The organism is Mechercharimyces sp. CAU 1602 (assembly GCF_024753565.1).
Taxonomy (GTDB): domain Bacteria; phylum Bacillota; class Bacilli; order Thermoactinomycetales; family JANTPT01; genus Mechercharimyces.
Map to the genome: position 1 here is coordinate 1,959,367 of NZ_JANTPT010000001.1, position 18,151 is coordinate 1,977,517.

Below are 18,151 nucleotides of genomic sequence, written 5' to 3' on the forward strand. Positions count from 1 at the left end.
AGGAGCTAGTTCGTTAAATTTATTTTGTGATGGGAGGTGACTCTTCTGTCGTCACCGGCAGAGCAGAAGAGTCTTCCTTTTGGTCTTTTTCCTTTTGTTCCGTGTTGATTTCAGATTGAGGCGGGTCTGATTCATCAACATCATTATTTGGTGGACGCGGTTCTTCATTACCTTGATTGCCCTCATCGCTTCCTTCAGTCACTCTTTCATCCGTTGATGGGGGCTGGGAAAGATTCTCTGCATCCTTATCCACACTATCGTGATTTCCTTGCCCATCTTGCTGACCCTCTTTGGTTGCAGAAGATGAATTACTCAATTTCTCAGCATCAGCATCTTTTCCTGGGCTACCACCTTTACCACTAGCTTCTTTTCCGTTTACTGATTGGGTCTGCATTAATTTAGCTTCGTTAATCCATTTTATCCAGACTTCTTCAGGTGGCGGATTGCGTAGGATCTCGGGGTCGGACTCTTCCACTTTGGCAATCAGTTCATCCATCGAAAAATGTTCTACATCGTCTAGGGCAAGCATTAATCCGGTCCTATTGGCCACCAGCCACATGGCATACTTTCCAGGTGAAAGAGCATTCTTTTTCGCTTCCACTTGAACGACCTCAGGTAATGCCACCGTGTAGATAAACACGCCTGACTGAGATAATTCATCATCCTTTTTAATATGCTCTTGGATTTCTGAAAGCGTCTCTTCATTCACTATTTCAGATTCACGATTAGCTACACCAGAGACGACTACTTTCTCCTTGGCGTGTAATACACCGCCCTCTTGCGCTTTGCGCAAGTACTCCAGCACGACTTCTCCTGCATCTTTTTCTTCCCACGAGATTTCTTCCACAATCCGTTCCGCAGATGAGGTAAGAGGTCGTACCTCTACAACTTGTTCCTTCTTATCCAAACCTAGCTCAATGCCGTCTTCAATATCAATGTAGATGTAGCGTTCAGCATATGCCCTAGGGACATCTCCCATGAAAGAGTAAAGGAATAATAGCAGAGCTAGACAAGCTGTCCCTCCTACAGCTACTAGTGGACGGAAAGAAGAGAAACGAAATCGTAGCTGTACCGGTGGAAGGTTAATCTCTTCACCTAGCTGCGCCTGTAAATCTCCGCGACGAACTTCCTTAAATTCACCCGTAGCGGTCATCACGATGATTGATTTTTGACGAACTTCCATCACGATCCCTTTTCGCATTGTTGCCACCCCCCTTCAGAATCTAATTTAAAACCCAGGTAATCTCGCATCATAGGTAAATCTTCAGTTAAAATAATCGTTAAAGCTACTAGATACTTCCGATGTCGCGAAATCGTTCGACGATGACAATCCAAAAAGGGCGCTAATTCTTTTGCGGGACGTTTCTTTTCCAATAAAACCTTCAAATATCTCTTATCCTTTACAATACGCTCAGCATACTGAAATAATGTTGCTCGCGTATCTCGATGTTTCGGTGATATTTTAACCAGGTCTTTCATAGCAATGCCATACCGCGACAGCTGCTCGCTGTACTGTTCAATTTCCAGACGGCGCATGAAGGACTCTTCTTCCTTCTGGAAATTCTGCATCGATTGTTTCGCAATCTCCTTAGGATCACCATCGTCTTCCATATGACCTTCTGTAAAGTGAACTTGTTGTCGATGTTTTTGTTCCGAGCGATAATAGTCGATTAAGCGCCGACGAATAACCATATAAGAAAATGTTTGAAACGAGCTATTTTGATCTCTGGTATAATTCGTTATCGCTTCATCGAATCCGGTTAGTGCAATCGAATACTCATCATCTGTCTGAGTGATTGACCGACTACAGATCCGAGATGCGACGCGCAAAATATAACTTTTATTCAAGCGAAGTAACTCTTCCCTCAAATAAGGTGAATCTTTAGTTTGGGCCTCGATGACTGCACTTTCGATCCCATCTAACTGACCACTATACCCCTCTCCCTCAGGAATGAGCAATACACTGACACCTCTTCCTACTCAGTTATTCGTAACGGCCCCGTTTTTTTAGTCCTTTTTTCTTTTATTCTAACACATCCTTAAGATTCATCCTATATCAACTATTTGAAGGTATTATTTAAAAATTCACCAAATAAATATCCCAATTTATATTCATATATGTATGCAAAAGAGCCGCACACGGATTATATTAATCATTCCAGGCGACTCCTTTCTTTCATCTTTTACCCGATACACTTTGCTGGATGAAAACCAATCATCCCGAACATATTCACTACAGCTCCATATACCAATACCTTTCTCCTGTGCCTTCCCCTCAGCCTCTTTATATTACATCCCTTGTATTGGGCGGGAATATATACGCCATCCCATTCCAAAAGCTCTCGTTGAACACTCGTATCGTTCACATATACATGGGCTAAGAGGCGGACAACTAGTCTCCATAAAACTCCGAAGCCGACTAGACCAGACCTAATCGACTTCGGAGTTTTCACGTGCTTTTGCTCTCATACCACGGTCTTACCAACAAAAGTAGACTGGAGAAAACCATCAACCGCTTTGTATAATAAAATTGATCCTCCTCGCTACTTCTCAGGATTTCAGCTATTTTTTAACTTTAACTGTTGAATCTCTACCAACGCCTGTTCATTTTCCAGCGAAGATACATCTCCCAGCTTCTCACCTAGATAAGCAGAGCGGATCAAACGGCGTAAAATCTTTCCGTTACGTGTCTTAGGTAGTTCAGAAACCAACATCACCTTCTGTGGTTTCAACGCTTTCCCGAGGCGGTCCGATACAAGAGTCATCAGTTCAGCTTTCACCTTTTCCGTGTCTGCAACCTTCGTTCGTAGTACAACAAAGCAGACCGCACTCTCCCCTTTAATCGGATCTGGCACGCCTATCGTAGCCGCTTCCAACACTGCAAGGTGATCTACCAGAATCGACTCCACTTCGGCCGGTCCTAATCGCTTCCCCGCAATCTTCAATGTGTCATCAGAACGTCCGCTGATCATCCATTCCCCCTCGTCACCAATTTCCACCCAATCACCGTGTACCCATATTCCAGTTTCTGACTTCCAATAAGTCTGCTCGTATCGCTTCGGATCTCGCCAAAATCCCTTTGTCATGCCTACCCATGGTTGTCGCAACACCAACTCCCCTACCTCACCACGAACCGAATCCCCCGCCATGTTAATCACATCAGCATCCATTCCCGGAAGTGGTCCAGAAAAGCTACACGGATATAACGGCTTTAACAGATTTCCTCCCAGGATTCCCCCTGCTATCTCTGTTCCGCCCGAGTAATTATAGATAGGGATGTTATGTTTGCCAACCTCAGCAAACAACCACCACCAAGGTTCTGGATTCCAAGGCTCCCCTGTAGACCCAATCAAACGCAAATATGAAAGATCATGATCCGTTGCCCATGTTAACTCATACTTCATCAAGGAGCGAATCACAGTAGGTGAGATCCCAAGATGAGTAACCTGATGCCTTTCCACCAATCCCCACAGTCGGTCAGGTTGCGGATAATCAGGTGTACCTTCATAAATTAGCATCGCACTACCGGCCAGAAGTGCAGAAAACACCATCCACGGCCCCATCATCCAACCCATATCTGTCATCCAGAACAATACGTCCCCTTTACCTACATCCATCCCATACATAGCATCACTTGCTGCCTTAATGGGGAAGCCAGTATGTGTATGAACCGTTCCTTTTGGTTTTCCTGTCGTTCCGGAAGTGTATATAATCATAAAGGGATCGGACGCATCCATCTCCACAGCTGGAAGCGGTTTCATTTCTCTTCTCACTTGATCCCACTCTATATCAGTACCTTCCTGCCAGGGAATTTCTCGTCCCAAACGACGTACTACCACTACATGCTCAATAGATGAAGACTGGTGCACTGCTTTATCCGCCTCTTCTTTTAAGGGAATCACTTTTCCCCGTCGCAAAAACCCATCAGCAGTAATGACCATTTTCGCTTCACAATCCTGTATCCGAACAGCAACAGCTTCTGCACCATACCCCGAGAAACAGGGGGTAAATATCGCTCCAATCCTTGCGATGGCAAGCATGGCAATCACATTCTCTGCAATCATGGGCAAATAAATTGCCACCCGATCTCCTCGTTCTACTCCTAATGACGATAGTCCTGTTGCCACGCGCGTCACTTCGCGCCACAGTTCGTTATAAGTCCATGTCTGAACTTGACCATCATCGGCTTCCCACACCAGAGCGGGACGCTGACGCATCGCAGGATCATCTACCCACTTATCTAAACAAGATTCACTGATATTAAGGCTCCCACCAATAAACCACCGCGGCCACATCGGGCCGCCGGAGCGATCCAGCACCTGCTGATACGGTTTTTTCCACCGCAGCTCCATATCTTCTGCTACAGCTCCCCAATACCATGAGATATCCTCAACAGAGCGCTGATAAAATTCACCATAATCTTCATAGCCATTCTTTTTCATAAAGCTAAATAATTTCGTCTTCTTTTTTTGTTCTTCACTCGGTTTCCATGCAGCTTTCGATATATTCACCCTGCTCGCCTCCACTTAAGTGATTATTTATAGCTAAATCATTACACCCTACTACCCTTCTCTCCTTAATCTTAGCCATCAAACTGGCTCAGGTCAAAATCTTTTCTTAAGTAGTGCACCTCCACTATTGAAATAAAAGATACATTGATTAGAATAGACGGGTATGATAATAATATCCGATCATAAAGTGAGTGAAGTGTTATGGAAAAAGAATACTTGAAACGAACCATAGTAAAGCGTGAAGTAAACAGCCAATACCTACCTAATTCCCGCACCATCCAGATCTACCTTCCACCTGGATATGATGATAACAGTACCTACCCTGTTTTATATCTTCATGATGGAGATGATTACTTCAACTTAGGTCGCATAGCGACTCAAGCGAATAAGATGATCATCGATGATGAAATTGAGCCGATTATTATGGTCGCCATCCCGGTAGACAAATCAGTCCGCACCGAAGAGTATGCACCGGTACACGAGCGCAATCACGCTTACCAGCAGTTCTTCGCCCATGAATTATTGCCCGCAGTAGAAGGGGAATTTGCTATTGATGCGACCCCCTCAGGACGGGTTGTAGGCGGCTCTTCCTTAGGTGGAACCGTATCTTTACACTTGACATTAGAGCACCCCCATCTCTTACGGCACGTTTTGTCTCAATCGGGTGCCTTCTGGGAGCCGACGATAGATGCCATATCACAACAACATTCGCTATCGGACGTAACGATATATCAAACGGTGGGAATGTCTGAGACAGCCGTCTCTACTCACCAAGGCACGTTCGATATTTTAAACCGCAACCGTGAAGTAAGCCGTCTGCTACAAGACAAAGGATGTCACCTCTATTATGAAGAAAAAGAGGGGGATCATACTTGGGGATTCTGGCAAAAAGATATTCCTGATGCTCTTCGGTATTTCTTCGGGTAACTTCTCTACTTAATGGATTCAATTAATGGGGGGTGAAGCGAAAGATTACACTTTTGCTTCACCCCTTTTAACAACCACAAAAAAGGTATTCATCCTCTATCATTTGCAATTCACTATTCTAGTGGAAGCACATACTCTATTACATAACAGAAATTACGAAAAACACGTATAGAGAAAGGAGAAACCTCTTTTGAGCCGCTCTTTGTGGAAACAACGACTAGAAGTCGCCATGAAACCCTATATTCGACCGCTTACCAGCTTAGTCGAAAAAGATTTTATTCCACGAACACAACAATCCACCGGACAAATCAAAGCCGGTGTCCGCCATCCCAGTCGATTTAGTGGTGTTATTCTTCTTAGCTCCCTTTCACACACCCGTTCCCCACTCATTAAAACATATGGAATGCGTGATTATAAAAAATCACTCCCCTTTTCTGCTCACACCATATTCCGTCTAGCTTCTAACACCAAGATCTTTACCGGTATTGCAATCGCCCTTCTCCATGAACAAAAACTATTAAAAGTTACGGACCCTGTTGATAAATATCTCCCACATGGACTCCCCCCCTCTCCCTACCGCAGCCAAGTGACCATTCATCACTTGTTAACCAATACTTCTGGATTAGCGCGCAACCCTAATTATCATCCTATTCAGAAGTTAGGTTTCATTGCAAAGCCTGGAAGTAAGTATGAGTACAGCAATTCAAACTACCTACTCCTTGGTTCACTCATCGAGAAAGTGACTGGCCTATCCTATGAATCTTTTATTCGGAAACAACTGATCCTTCCCCTCAAACTACACAGAACTGGATTTAGTGATTCCATGAGAAGGATAAACGGTAAAGCAGAAGAATATGTCCAAGTAGGACCTATGCTCGTCCCTATTCATGAGGACCGCTTCAAATTAAAGTCAGCGGCCAGCATGTACTCCACTGCGACCGATATGCTAAAGTTTAATCAACGTTGGCACACACTCGTGAAACCATCTACTATCTCGCTCATCAACGCTAAATATCAGTCCCACTATAGCCAGCTCCCAGAAGGCCGTTACGGGTATGGACGGATCTTAGCAGCCGATCACTCGTATTGGCGCCACTCAGGCGAATTGGGAGGGACGTATAGCATGAATGCTGTTTTCCCCCAACACAACGTGTGCCTTGTCTTCTTTTCCAATATCCGCCCGATGTTCTCACAAACTCTCCCACTGGAACTTCTGCGTCATCTAAAGCAGCATGTGATTGATAAAAATTGATACCTTTTACGCTTAAATCCCTTTAATACACCGTACTATGAGGAGGAAAAAATGAAATCGTGGACGGAAGAAATCAAAATTAATGCTCCTATCACACAAGTGTGGACACTTTTTGATGGTTCCATCGAAAACATGCAAAAGATTATGCCTCAAGTTGTAGACAACCAACCCAAATCCATTACTCCTGATATAGAAGGCAGTACCTACTTGCAAAAGTATCGCGAGGGAAAACGAGTAATGGAATACGAAGTTGAAATCCTATCTTGGAAAGAAAAAGAGGAATATAAAAAGATGAAGGTGGGTTTTACGATAGCCAAGATGTTTAGCATCACTGCCGAATATGAGCTGTTTCGCTTAGATGATCAGCATACTCGCTTTCGTTATACCGCTACCAATAAACCACTCACCTGGCTAGCACGTCTCTTTCTTCTTTTTGCCAATAAACGAGTCGTTGTCCAATTTGTTGAGCGTGTAAAAAATGTAGCTGAATCAGAGAGATCATAAAAAAACTGACCCACCTTACACTCGTTCCCGAGTAAAAGTGGGTCAGTTTTCTTATCTACTCTCTCCAAAAGAGACCAACTCTGCCGGCTGAACCAATACTTTTCCTTTTCCTTGGCAGTGAAGTTGAAAGGTTTCCCCTGACGAGCGCCCCATCAAGGTTTTAAGGTTTATGTCTGCTTTTGCTTTCGGGGATACCCCAGCCGTCCATCCAATCACTGCATTAGGATCAACCACAACTGGTGTATCTAGCGCGATCGGCTCACCATGAGAGCTAATCGCCACATACCCTGTGCCAAAAAGTCGACAAGTAAATAATCCTCCTGAAGCCATCCCTGCTCCTTTTATCATCGATATATCCCATTCGATCGTCTTCTCAAATGCGAGTAGATGTCTTCCTTCCACAAACAATGTTTCGTTATTTAACTTTAAGATCGTAATTTCTGCAGCGTCATCCGCGAGAAAGAGATCACCCTCCCCTTCTGCTTTCATCAGCGGCACACCTTCACCGGTCATTTTCTTCTTAATCCACTTACTAAAGCCGCCTGACGTACTTTCAAAGCGAATGTCCCCTTGATAAGCGATCATGCTTCCCGCTCGACAAAAAACCGAATCCTTCACACAAATTTTAAGTGCTTTTCCGTTTTGTAATACAAATGATTCTTGTGCTTCTACTTCTTCCGCTTCCTGTAGTAAATGATCTAGTGATTGAGGCATCGTATTCCTCCTTTATTCATTCACCCCTGGCAAACTTTATTCTTCACAGAGGGAGCGATCCTCCTCAAGATGTATGAACACTTTCTTCTTCTTCAAGTAGGATTCCTGCTGGACCAAAGAATTCATAATGTAGATGCTCTTCCTTGACCCCCATCTGAAGAAGCATTCTATATATCGCCTTCATGAAAGGCACAGGCCCACAGAAATATACTTCCACTTCCCGACCTGGCCAAATACTTCGGAGCTGCTCTTCCTTCACCCGTCCGACGAACTGGCAATGTTCCCATTCATCATCCCCCACTGGAACCTCATACCATGTAAAAGAACTCACTTGCGAATGCTCATCTGCTAGTTCTTTCACTTCCTTACGAAAAACATGGCTTTGTCCATTTTGAGTGGCGTGAATAAAAGTAACTTGACGGTGAGGCTGCTTTTCGATCACCGTATTTAGCATAGCCATCATCGGCGTAAGACCGACACCACCACTAATGAGCACAACCGGTTTCTCTATTTCCATATTAAGCACAAACTCCCCTGCCGGTGCGCTTAACAGCAAAGTATCTCCTTCGCCGACCTGTTCGTGCAGATAATGAGAAACCTGACCTGCTGGCGTTTGTTCCGTCTCCCCTTCCTTCTTAACAGTAATGCGGTAGTACTTTCTCCCGGGAGCGTCAGATAAGCTATACTGGCGAATATGGGTATTCTTCTGACCCGGTATCTCCATCTTAACACTAATATATTGCCCAGGTTGGAACGTAGCCAGTTCCGCCCCGTCTACTGGACGAAGATAAAACGAAGTAGTGGTTTCACTTTCACTCACCTTTTTTTCTACTGTAAAAGGCTTAAACCCTTCCCATCCCCCGGTCTGCGTTTCCGCTTGCTGGTATAATTCTTGCTCTACCTGAATAAACACTCCAGCGATCACTCCGTACGCTTCTTCCCATGCTTCCATAATCTCTGGTGTAGCATCCTCTTGTAATGCTTCTTTGATGGCAAGGAGTAAATATTTCCCTACAATCGGATATTGCTCTGGCTTTACCCCTAAACTACGGTGCTTTTGCGCCGCAACCATCACTTGTGGCAACACCTCTTCTAGTCGGTCTATATGAAGAGCGGCATTGTACACCATATTGGCTAACGCCTCTGGCTGTCTTCCCCGCTTTTGATTAGCATGATTAAAAATATTAAGAAGCTCTGGGTGTTCTGTAAACATGCGTTCATAAAAATTTTTAGAAATCGTTGTGCCATGCTTTTTTAGTACCGGTGCAGTCGCCTTAATCAACTCAATCGTATGTGCTTGTAACATCATTGATCGCCCCATTCATACTGGTTGGCAAGGATTGTATTCCCTGCTTTCCTATATTGTACGAGAGCGATTCACTTTCCTATGTGATGAGAATCACATAGCAGGTGACGAAATAGTGACAGTGACTCAACTGCTACCACATCCTCCTCCACCGCAGCTACTACCACAACTACTGCCACTATCTCCACAGTCAACACCACTACAACTACTACCGCATCCGCTCGTCGAGTTCAATCCAGAGTCCGATCGGGGTGAATAACCACCCAGCGCATACACAGTGTTGTATATACTGTTATACTGATTCGCATGATGTAAGGAGAGGAAGAGACACATTGAAAGTGTGCCGATCACTCCTTCTGTCACGGGGAGCGTAGAATGATATTGTTTCGGGTTAATACCACTTTGTTCCACCCTCACTTTCATATCTTCGTATACTTTTATCTGGTAACGACCCATTTCTTCGGCCAGCACTCTTGTATCTACTACACCTTCTGATGAACGCCAAGCTATAGGAACAACCCCTGTATTGTTATGAGCGAACCCAGCTAACCACTCCTCAGGCATAGGAATGGCAAAAAACTTCCCCCATGTCTTATTACTAAACTTAGTGGGGAAATAGAGATAACAATAAACCAAATCAAAACAGAGTCGCTGTTCAGGAGTAGATGCCTCCCCTTTCGCATGGGGTTCGTGGTGGAGATATGTACCGAGAAAGGCATGTGTAAATTTTTCGTATTCACGGGTAAACATCAACATCTCATGCCAGATTTTATCAACATCAGCACTATACATTTCAACCGAGCGTAGTACAGCTGTCATGACAAAAAAACGCTTCGTCTCAAACCAAAAGTTTTCCCATTCGCTATCTGTCCACTTCTGCTCAGCTTGAACGCGCTTACGCACCTTCGCTATGTATTCTTCATCCAAGGAATTTTCCAGTCGAGTAACTATCGCATACATCTCATCGTAAAATTTAATACTATGCTGTTGAATACCCAGATTCTCCATAGTGTATAAACGAGCCCGTTCAGCTAGTATAGCCCCCTCGCGTCGAGCACGCTCATCAGATATATATTTGACCACACTGATAACCACAATGATCATAAAGAAAATAACGAATACAAGCATCATCATCCATTCCATCTTTTACATCCTCTCATAATACCATTTGTTCTTTCTATCTATTCATACTGTTTTTCTATAAAACTAGGTAAATCCTCTTTTGCTGCTATAATTCATGTTTCTTCGTCTGTTTTCAAATAACCGTCATAACCTCTACTCTCTACATCGTGATATAGTGAGAACAGGAGGTGCGATAGCATGAGTTCACCCTTAAATCGCTTTCGTTTCATCAGTACATTAGAAGGGATATCATTCTTATTATTACTAGGGATCGCAATGCCCTTAAAATATATCGCCGACTGGCCGTATGGTGTCACTGTCGTTGGCTGGGCGCACGGCGTTCTGTTCATCCTTTATTTTATGGCACTTGCACATGTTTGGTTTACCGAACGATGGTCATTAATCCGTCTCTTTCTTGCTGGGGTCGCATCGGTTCTCCCATTTGGAACATTTATCTTTAATGCTCGCATAGCAAAGAACGAGGGGGATTTACGTTCTTAGATCTAGTAGCGCTCTAAAAACCAGAGTGCTCCCCATCCCTATGAAAAGAGACAAGGAACAAAGCGACTAGTCCATCAATATTCATAGCTACTTTTTTATTGCACATTAATATGATCACCGACCAGAATATTAGGACAACCTGCATTTTTTGAAGAAAGAATACTGAAGAACCACATTCGGGTACGTGCGCTATTATGCCTCTAAACGATAGTGGTTCTTTCCTTTCTGCTTACAATTACTTATGAAGTAAGTCACTCATTTTCATGAATAGCCGCTCAAAAAGAATATTAAGCTATATCGATCAAGTTTCACAATGATTTCAATCATAACACTCATCAATCGGCTTAGTTTTTTTCAAAATTCGCATGAGTATATAGTCTACTAACCAAAACACCATTGCAAAAAAAATGAAGAAAATATAAATCGGATTATATATCATCATAGTGTAAAATCCATATGAATCTTTTGTTAGAAGTCCTATAAAGATAACAAGCAAATATGGAATAAGAAAAAAAATCCACCATCTCCCCTTAGGAATCATCTTAATTAGTATCAAAATTATTACTACCAGTAGATAGATTGATAAGATTACTAATGTCTCTTCAAAATATTCTTTAAAAGTGACAAAAGTAAATGGAAGATGAATACCTCCAACTATATGTAGCACGAAAGTTGGTAAAGTTTTTTCCTTAGTTATTCTTTCAGCAAAATACGATCCCAATCCCCCATATATAATAAAGATCGGAAGCAAAACGCCACACACTACGAGTATGATTTCGTGAAAAGAAGAAAAAAACATAAATCCACCTAACACGAGGTAGCAACATAGAACAAAAAACATTAATATAGATCCAGTAATTATTTTCCTTAATAATAAGTTAATCTGATTACTCCTCAGTAGAATAATGTAATTTTGTAAAATAAAATATACTATAATTAGGATTCAGGATTGGTCACCTGAAGGATCAATCACTTATCATAATGATCAAGTTTTAACTACAAAATTAACAGAGAGTAGAATAACTACCATTTTCAAAGTGATAAAACACTTCCAATGGAATGATTTTGAGAGTGATGATGGTTTATTCGAAAAACATAGAAATGGTAACAACATATAGATACCCAAAGATAATACGTATATCGATAACAAAATAAATCCTACTAAATAAATATATAACATGCAGTATCCATTCAAAAAGGCGGGTCCCCAGAAAATAATTAGAAAACAATAAATAGTGTGGTGTAGAGATAAATGATGAATTAAAAGAAACCATTCCCTATAAACCAATGGAATTAGAAACCATTGTACTTAATGGAAGATATGAGAATAATCGTTCCAGGAGCACTACTACCATTCCTGCAAAAAACCAGATTATCCTAGGATTAGGTCGTTTGTAAGATATGCTTCCTTTATCCCTCTTGACAAAGCACCTAACCCACTCTGCTTTATGTTTACCAATTTATGCTATAATTTTTATAACCACCAACCCCTTTTCAGAAGCAATTAAGCAACCTCAGTTCGATTGTGATCGAACTGGGGTTGCTTAGTCTCTTTTGTTCTTACAGTCTACTTTGCAAAGGTAAGTTCAGCCATACCTGTACTTGTCTTTTATTCACTTTATATCCTTAACCGCAGTACTTGTCATACGCAGCTGTCAAGTCACTAGCTATCGCCTCTAAGTCACGATTTTCGATCTCAAGACGATGAATCATATGAACCAATTTCCCATCTTTCATCAACACAAATGAAGGTGATGATGGGGGCATATCAACAAAGTATTCACGCGCCTTTGCTGTCGCCTCTTTATCTTGACCAGCAAACACCGTGAACAAATGGTCCGGTGTTTTTTCATGTTGAAGTGAATGGGCAATCGCTGGACGGGCTAAGCCTGCCGCACAACCACATACTGAGTTAACCACGATCAGGGCGGTACCTTTTGCACCTTCTCCTTCCAGTGCTGTCGTTACCTCTTCTGCGGTCGTTAATTCTGTAAAGCCTATACGTGTTAATTCATCCCGCATCGGCTGAACCATCATTTGCATTTGTTGAATATAAAAGTTTTGCGCCATCGTTATCCCTCCTCCTTCTTCTCTCTTATTGTATCCATTCCCATAGCCAACGTCTACCTGCCACTTACCTGACCGCCATCTTCTCCATACGCTTAGCGGCTTCGGTCACCTCAGTCGAGATTTCCTTCATTCTATCCACTGTTAAACGGCTAACCGGACCTGATACGGCTAAAGCCGCAATAATATGCCCTGAACGGTTGCAGATGGGTACCGCGATCGCTGATGCTCCTGCCTCCCGTTCAGCTACACTGGTTGCATATCCCGTTTTTCGGATATCCTTTAACTGAAGCAAAAACAATTCCTTCTCACCCTCATTTGCCCACTCAATCCGCTGTAAAATCATATCTTGTGTCGGTTTATCTGCATAGGTGAGCAACACTTTACTGGATGCACCAACCGATAGTGGCATTCGTTCACCTACTGGTGCAACACGACGAATCGTCTGCTTGCTTTCCACCGCTTGTACTCGAATACGTTCAATTCCATCCCGTACATATAAACTGACCGTTTCGTCCAAAGTATCTCTTAAACGCTCCATTTCGGGTAAGAATAAAACAGCCGGGTCATGAGCTTGTGTCAAATTGGAGGAAAGCTCCCATAGTCGGAAACCGAGTCGATACCGTTCATTCTCTTGATTCCGAATAAGAAAGCCCTTTTTCTCCAACGTTGTCAGTAAGCGGTACACGGTACTCTTGTTTAGCCCTGTTTTTCTCGCAATCGCTGTCAAACTTAATTCGGACTCATCAATAAAGCAACATAATATGTCCAAGGCCCGCTCAGCCGCTCGAACCGTCAATTTGTTATCTTCCAAAACAAGGAACCCTCCTTGTGTTTCACTCTGTGAAATTCGTTTTCTCCTCTCATTATACGCCTCAACGCTCTATTATAAAAGAGGGTACTAATGAAAAATGATAATCATTCTCATTGAAATCAAGGCTTTTCTCAATAAAAAAGTAGCCTTCATTCCCATTTAGGGTCTATACAAAATGAAATCACAGCGATATAATATTACTGGAAAAGAAACATCGTTTCATCTAATGAAACTTATCGGGATGTAGTGTGAATTCAAAAACAAGGAGGATATCCTCATGAACAAAGATGCTTATGGCATTCGCTCTTCATTAGAAGTTGGCGGTAAAAAGTATACCTATTACAGCCTACCTGAACTTGAAAAACAAGGTTTGTCCAATGTAACCCAACTTCCTTACTCTATCCGCGTTCTCTTGGAAGCGGCAATTCGTCAATACGACGGTACCACCGTAACCAAAGAACATGTTGCGCGCTTACTTAACTGGTCCGATTCAAAAGATACAAAAGAGATCGCTTTCAAACCAGCACGGATCGTATTACAAGACTTTACAGGTGTGCCCGCAGTAGTTGACCTTGCTGCTCTCCGTTCTGCGATGGAACGTGTAGGTGGAGATCCAGAACGAATCAATCCACTTATCCCTGTAGACTTGGTTATCGACCATTCCGTTATGGTAGATCGCTTCGGTACCGACGATGCGCTCGAATACAATATGAATATTGAATTCGAACGGAATGCAGAACGTTATCGTTTATTGCGTTGGGCAAAAGAAGCTTTTAATAACTTCCGTGCTGTTCCGCCAGCAACTGGAATTGTTCACCAAGTAAACTTGGAATACTTGGCTTCTGTAGCTGCTACCCGTGAGGTAGACGGTGAACTTGAAGTGTTCCCTGATTCTCTCGTCGGAACAGACTCCCACACCACCATGATCAATGGTTTAGGTGTTGTTGGTTGGGGCGTAGGCGGAATTGAAGCAGAAGCGGGCATGCTCGGACAGCCTCTCTACTTCCTTACCCCTGAAGTAATCGGCTTTAAATTGACCGGTAAGTTGGCAGAAGGGGCAACCGCCACTGACCTAGCGCTTACGGTTACCGAAAAGCTGCGCCAAAAAGGTGTAGTTGGGAAGTTCGTCGAGTTCTACGGTCCAGGACTAAATAGCTTAACCCTCGCCGACCGCGCCACCGTTTCCAACATGTCCCCTGAGTACGGGGCTACCATCGGCTTCTTCCCTGTAGATGAGGAATCCCTCAACTACTTACGTATGACCGGTCGCGAAGAAGAGCAAATCGAATTAATCAAAGCTTATTATGAAGCACAAGGTATGTTCCACACCCCAGAAGCTCCAGAACCTACCTTCACAGACACACTGGAACTTGACTTGGGCGATGTTACACCTAGCTTGGCAGGACCACGCCGTCCACAAGATCGCATTGAGCTCACCCATATGAAAGAGCACTGGAACGAAATCATTACCAAACCACTCAGTGAAGGTGGTTTTGAGCTCACCCCTGAAGATCTCAAGAAGAGTGCGAAAGGGATCAACCGTGATGGCGAAGAGTACGAGCTTAACAACGGCTCTGTCGTAATTGCTGCTATCACTAGCTGTACCAATACCTCCAACCCTTCGGTTATGCTAGGGGCGGGTCTGGTTGCGAAAAAAGCTGTCGAACTCGGAATTAAGCGTGCTCCTTATGTAAAATCCAGCTTAACTCCCGGTTCCAAAGTAGTTACAGACTACCTTGAGAAATCCGGTTGTTTAGAAGCCCTAGAAGAGCTTGGATTTAACCTTGCCGGTTATGGTTGTGCTACATGTATCGGTAACAGCGGTCCACTTCCACAAGATGTAAGCGATGCTATCAACGAAGGTGACCTGACTGTGGCATCCGTCTTGAGTGGTAACCGTAACTTCGAAGGACGTATTCACCCAGAAGTGAAAGCAAACTACCTAGCTTCACCACCATTGGTTGTTATCTATGCCCTAGCTGGTACAGTCGATATTGACTTGGAGAAAGATCCGATCGGATACGGTCATAATGATCAGCCCGTCTATTTCAAAGATCTGTGGCCAACCACCAAAGAAGTACAAGAAACGATGGAACATGCTGTTAGCGCAGAGCAATTTAAGGAAAAATACGCACGTGTCTTTGATGAAAACGAGCGTTGGAACCAAATGGAGACCCCTACCGGCACCATGTACGACTGGGATGAATCCTCCACCTACATTCACGAGCCACCATTCTTCGTGGATATGGCACCGGATATGGAGAATATCAGTGAAATTAAAGGCGCTCGTCCCCTCGCCATGTTGGCTGACTCGGTTACAACTGACCATATCTCACCTGCAGGTGCGATTGCCAAAAACAGCCCAGCGGGACGCTTCTTGCAAGAACGGGGTGTAGAACTAAAAGACTTTAACTCATACGGTTCTCGCCGCGGAAACGACCTAGTGATGACACGTGGAACCTTTGCCAATATCCGCATCCGTAATCAAATGGTTCCTGGCACAGAAGGTGGGGTAACCAAACACATCCCATCAGGTGAAACGATGGCCATCTTCGATGCAGCGCAAAAATACAAGGAAGAGAACACTCCATTGATCGTGCTTGCCGGTAAAGAATACGGTACCGGTAGTTCCCGTGACTGGGCGGCTAAAGGAACACTTCTTCTCGGTGTGAAAGCAGTTATTGCAGAGAGCTTTGAGCGAATTCACCGTAGCAACCTCGTAGGCATGGGAGTATTGCCGCTCCAATTTGCAAACGGAGAAAGTTGGAAATCTCTAGGTTTAAATGGTGAAGAAACATTTGACATCATCGGTCTTGATAACAACATCCAACCACAACAAACACTAAAGGTCCTTGCTACACGTGACGGCAAATCTACCGAGTTCGAAGTGATTGTACGGTTAGACAGCCAAGTGGACATCGAGTACTACCGTAATGGAGGTATTCTTCAAACCGTTCTTCGTCAAATCTTCAACGAATCAAAAGAAGCGTAAATGAATATCAATCGACTACACCATGTGCAGATCACCATACCACAAGGGAATGAGTCGTTAGGAAAACATTTTTACTGTGAAATTCTTGGTTTACCAGAAGTAATAAAACCCGCGTCCCTTCAAGGACGCGGGGGATTCTGGCTCCAATTAGGCCCTCAGCAAATTCATATCGGTACTGAAGCCCATGTAAATCGTCTCGCTACCAAAGCACATATCGCCTACGAGGTAGATGATCTTAAAACTTGGCATACTCACTTAAAGCAACATCAAGTTGAAATAATAGAGAGTGTACCCATCCCCGGGTTTGCCCGTTTTGAGTTTCGTGATCCCTTTGGTAACCGTATCGAAATGATACAATCGATTTAATATGTCATCAGTGGATTTTCATATAAACGGTTTACCTTACACAAAGGGGTGCCTTCAGTTGAAGGCACCCCTTTGTTTTTTATTTCGATTCTCGTTCCTGTGGTGAAAATCGCTGCATCGTTTGATACCATGATACGACTTTTCCATCCGATACACTAGCGCTCAACCACTTGCGCTTCCCAATACGCCGGCACGATCCTGATTCCATCAGCAATAAATTTTCTGCACATTCCGCCAATGGAAAGTCATGCGTTGCCATCAATGTAATGCGCCGCTCTGGTCGATCATTCAGTTCTTCCCATAAAATTTCTCGTCCCACTTGATCTAAGCCTACCGTTGGATCATCTAATACCCAGATCAATGGGTCTACTAATAAACTTTGCGCAATTCGGTACCTTGCCAGCTCCCCTTGGTTTAGATCAGCCAATAAAGTGTGACGCTTTCCCCCCAACCCCCACCTGGCGATCAATTCCATCACCTTTGCTTTCGCACCGGGAACTTGTCTTCGTTGTGCCAAGTAATGCATCGCTTCCCCTAAGGTGATGCCACCTTCAAAACGGAGCCCTTGTGTCACATAACCCACACGACCACGTAACACCTCTAAATTGCTAGACCCATTTATCGCATGTGAGCGCGACCAGGCACATACTTCTCCCCGATCGGTTTGGATCATCATTCGCCCATCATCAGGCGCTAACCGTGTAGCCGTAAGACGAAGCAGTGTACTCTTTCCCGCACCTTTTGGTCCTAAGACTACCGTAACCCCTTGACCTACTGAACTATTAAAATCTAACAGACCGATCGCCTGGATATTGCGTTTTGAATGAGGCCTCTGTATTCTTCTGTTCTTCTCATCTACTTTATACACTTTATTAATATGTAGCCAGTCAATTCGCAACCCAGTCCCCCACTCTCCCACTATATTTTCACATGCTAATAATCTTTCAATTTGATCTATTACATATATTGATCTCCGACAAAATCCTCCACTAACATTCTTATTTTTCACTCTATACTATGCAGGCAGGATTGTCAATTACCATTTATTCCTTCAATCTATTTTTAAACAAGTGCC

The 18,151-nt window shown here is 43.5% G+C and carries 15 protein-coding genes; 6 read left to right on the forward strand and 9 right to left on the reverse strand.

From position 1 onward, the window contains the following. Positions 1-19: 19 nt before the first annotated feature. The 3 genes from NXZ84_RS10040 to NXZ84_RS10050 form a co-directional block, all read right to left on the reverse strand. Complete coding sequence (locus tag NXZ84_RS10040) at positions 20-1,201, reverse strand: anti-sigma-I factor RsgI family protein (protein ID WP_258840116.1); 1,182 nt, start codon at positions 1,199-1,201, stop codon at positions 20-22. Then, on the reverse strand, positions 1,183-1,959 hold the full coding sequence (sigI, locus tag NXZ84_RS10045) for an RNA polymerase sigma-I factor (protein ID WP_258840117.1): 777 nt from the start codon (positions 1,957-1,959) through the stop codon (positions 1,183-1,185). Before sigI ends, NXZ84_RS10040 begins: the two co-directional genes overlap by 19 nt. Before the next feature lie 599 nt (positions 1,960-2,558). After that, positions 2,559-4,511, reverse strand: coding sequence for an AMP-binding protein (locus tag NXZ84_RS10050; protein ID WP_258840118.1), 1,953 nt, complete (start codon positions 4,509-4,511; stop codon positions 2,559-2,561). Between the two features lie 201 nt (positions 4,512-4,712). Here NXZ84_RS10050 and NXZ84_RS10055 point away from each other — a divergent pair, with 201 nt between their 5' ends. The 3 genes from NXZ84_RS10055 to NXZ84_RS10065 all read left to right on the forward strand — a co-directional run bounded on the left by NXZ84_RS10055 (position 4,713) and on the right by NXZ84_RS10065 (position 7,194). Continuing rightward, positions 4,713-5,438, forward strand: a complete 726-nt coding sequence (locus tag NXZ84_RS10055) for an alpha/beta hydrolase (RefSeq protein ID WP_258840119.1) — start codon at positions 4,713-4,715, stop codon at positions 5,436-5,438. Positions 5,439-5,628: 190 nt separating this feature from the next. After that, positions 5,629-6,690, forward strand: a complete 1,062-nt coding sequence (locus tag NXZ84_RS10060; protein ID WP_258840120.1) for a serine hydrolase domain-containing protein — start codon at positions 5,629-5,631, stop codon at positions 6,688-6,690. A 51-nt stretch (positions 6,691-6,741) separates the two neighbouring features. Beyond that, positions 6,742-7,194: an SRPBCC family protein gene (locus NXZ84_RS10065; protein ID WP_258840121.1), complete on the forward strand. Its 453-nt coding sequence runs from the start codon at positions 6,742-6,744 to the stop codon at positions 7,192-7,194. 51 nt (positions 7,195-7,245) lie between these two features. Here the strand turns inward: NXZ84_RS10065 and NXZ84_RS10070 are convergent, their stop codons facing one another. From NXZ84_RS10070 to NXZ84_RS10080, 3 genes are all read right to left on the reverse strand, one after another. Beyond that, complete coding sequence (locus tag NXZ84_RS10070) at positions 7,246-7,908, reverse strand: AIM24 family protein (RefSeq protein WP_258840122.1); 663 nt, start codon at positions 7,906-7,908, stop codon at positions 7,246-7,248. 64 nt (positions 7,909-7,972) lie between these two features. After that, positions 7,973-9,214 (reverse strand): NO-inducible flavohemoprotein, encoded by a 1,242-nt coding sequence (gene hmpA / locus NXZ84_RS10075; protein WP_258840389.1) that lies wholly within the window; start codon positions 9,212-9,214, stop codon positions 7,973-7,975. A gap of 126 nt (positions 9,215-9,340) precedes the next feature. Next, on the reverse strand, positions 9,341-10,357 hold the full coding sequence (locus NXZ84_RS10080) for a glycine-rich domain-containing protein (RefSeq protein ID WP_258840123.1): 1,017 nt from the start codon (positions 10,355-10,357) through the stop codon (positions 9,341-9,343). 177 nt (positions 10,358-10,534) lie between these two features. On the opposite strand from NXZ84_RS10080, the gene NXZ84_RS10085 reads away from it, so the two are divergent. Further along, positions 10,535-10,837, forward strand: coding sequence for a DUF3817 domain-containing protein (locus NXZ84_RS10085; RefSeq protein ID WP_258840124.1), 303 nt, complete (start codon positions 10,535-10,537; stop codon positions 10,835-10,837). Between the two features lie 1,626 nt (positions 10,838-12,463). Here NXZ84_RS10085 and NXZ84_RS10090 read toward each other — a convergent pair. Then, complete coding sequence (locus tag NXZ84_RS10090; RefSeq protein ID WP_309495766.1) at positions 12,464-12,907, reverse strand: BrxA/BrxB family bacilliredoxin; 444 nt, start codon at positions 12,905-12,907, stop codon at positions 12,464-12,466. A 64-nt stretch (positions 12,908-12,971) separates the two neighbouring features. Beyond that, entirely contained in the window at positions 12,972-13,718 is a 747-nt protein-coding gene (locus NXZ84_RS10095; RefSeq protein WP_258840125.1) for an IclR family transcriptional regulator, read from the reverse strand. 277 nt (positions 13,719-13,995) lie between these two features. Between NXZ84_RS10095 and acnA the strand changes: the two genes are divergently transcribed. Both acnA and NXZ84_RS10105 read left to right on the forward strand, forming a co-directional pair. Then, the gene (acnA, locus tag NXZ84_RS10100; RefSeq protein ID WP_258840126.1) at positions 13,996-16,710 is read left to right on the forward strand and encodes an aconitate hydratase AcnA; all 2,715 of its coding nucleotides are present in this window, start codon (positions 13,996-13,998) and stop codon (positions 16,708-16,710) included. After that, positions 16,711-17,076 carry a VOC family protein gene (locus tag NXZ84_RS10105; RefSeq protein ID WP_258840127.1) on the forward strand — a complete coding sequence of 122 codons (366 nt, stop codon included), beginning with the start codon at positions 16,711-16,713 and terminating at the stop codon, positions 17,074-17,076. It abuts the gene before it with no gap. A gap of 79 nt (positions 17,077-17,155) precedes the next feature. Here NXZ84_RS10105 and NXZ84_RS10110 read toward each other — a convergent pair whose 3' ends face one another. After that, a complete protein-coding gene (locus tag NXZ84_RS10110; RefSeq protein WP_258840128.1) occupies positions 17,156-18,085 on the reverse strand; it encodes an ATP-binding cassette domain-containing protein in 930 nt (309 codons plus the stop codon). Between the last annotated feature and the right edge of the window lie 66 nt (positions 18,086-18,151).

Coding starts and splice junctions, on each gene's coding strand:
- NXZ84_RS10040 (WP_258840116.1), bottom strand. CDS start 1,201: ATGCGAAAAGGGATCGTGATGGAAGTTCGTCAAAAATCAATCATCGTG.
- NXZ84_RS10055 (WP_258840119.1), top strand. CDS start 4,713: ATGGAAAAAGAATACTTGAAACGAACCATAGTAAAGCGTGAAGTAAAC.
- NXZ84_RS10065 (WP_258840121.1), top strand. CDS start 6,742: ATGAAATCGTGGACGGAAGAAATCAAAATTAATGCTCCTATCACACAA.
- NXZ84_RS10070 (WP_258840122.1), bottom strand. CDS start 7,908: ATGCCTCAATCACTAGATCATTTACTACAGGAAGCGGAAGAAGTAGAA.
- hmpA (WP_258840389.1), bottom strand. CDS start 9,214: ATGTTACAAGCACATACGATTGAGTTGATTAAGGCGACTGCACCGGTA.
- NXZ84_RS10080 (WP_258840123.1), bottom strand. CDS start 10,357: ATGGAATGGATGATGATGCTTGTATTCGTTATTTTCTTTATGATCATT.
- NXZ84_RS10085 (WP_258840124.1), top strand. CDS start 10,535: ATGAGTTCACCCTTAAATCGCTTTCGTTTCATCAGTACATTAGAAGGG.
- NXZ84_RS10090 (WP_309495766.1), bottom strand. CDS start 12,907: ATGGCGCAAAACTTTTATATTCAACAAATGCAAATGATGGTTCAGCCG.
- acnA (WP_258840126.1), top strand. CDS start 13,996: ATGAACAAAGATGCTTATGGCATTCGCTCTTCATTAGAAGTTGGCGGT.
- NXZ84_RS10105 (WP_258840127.1), top strand. CDS start 16,711: ATGAATATCAATCGACTACACCATGTGCAGATCACCATACCACAAGGG.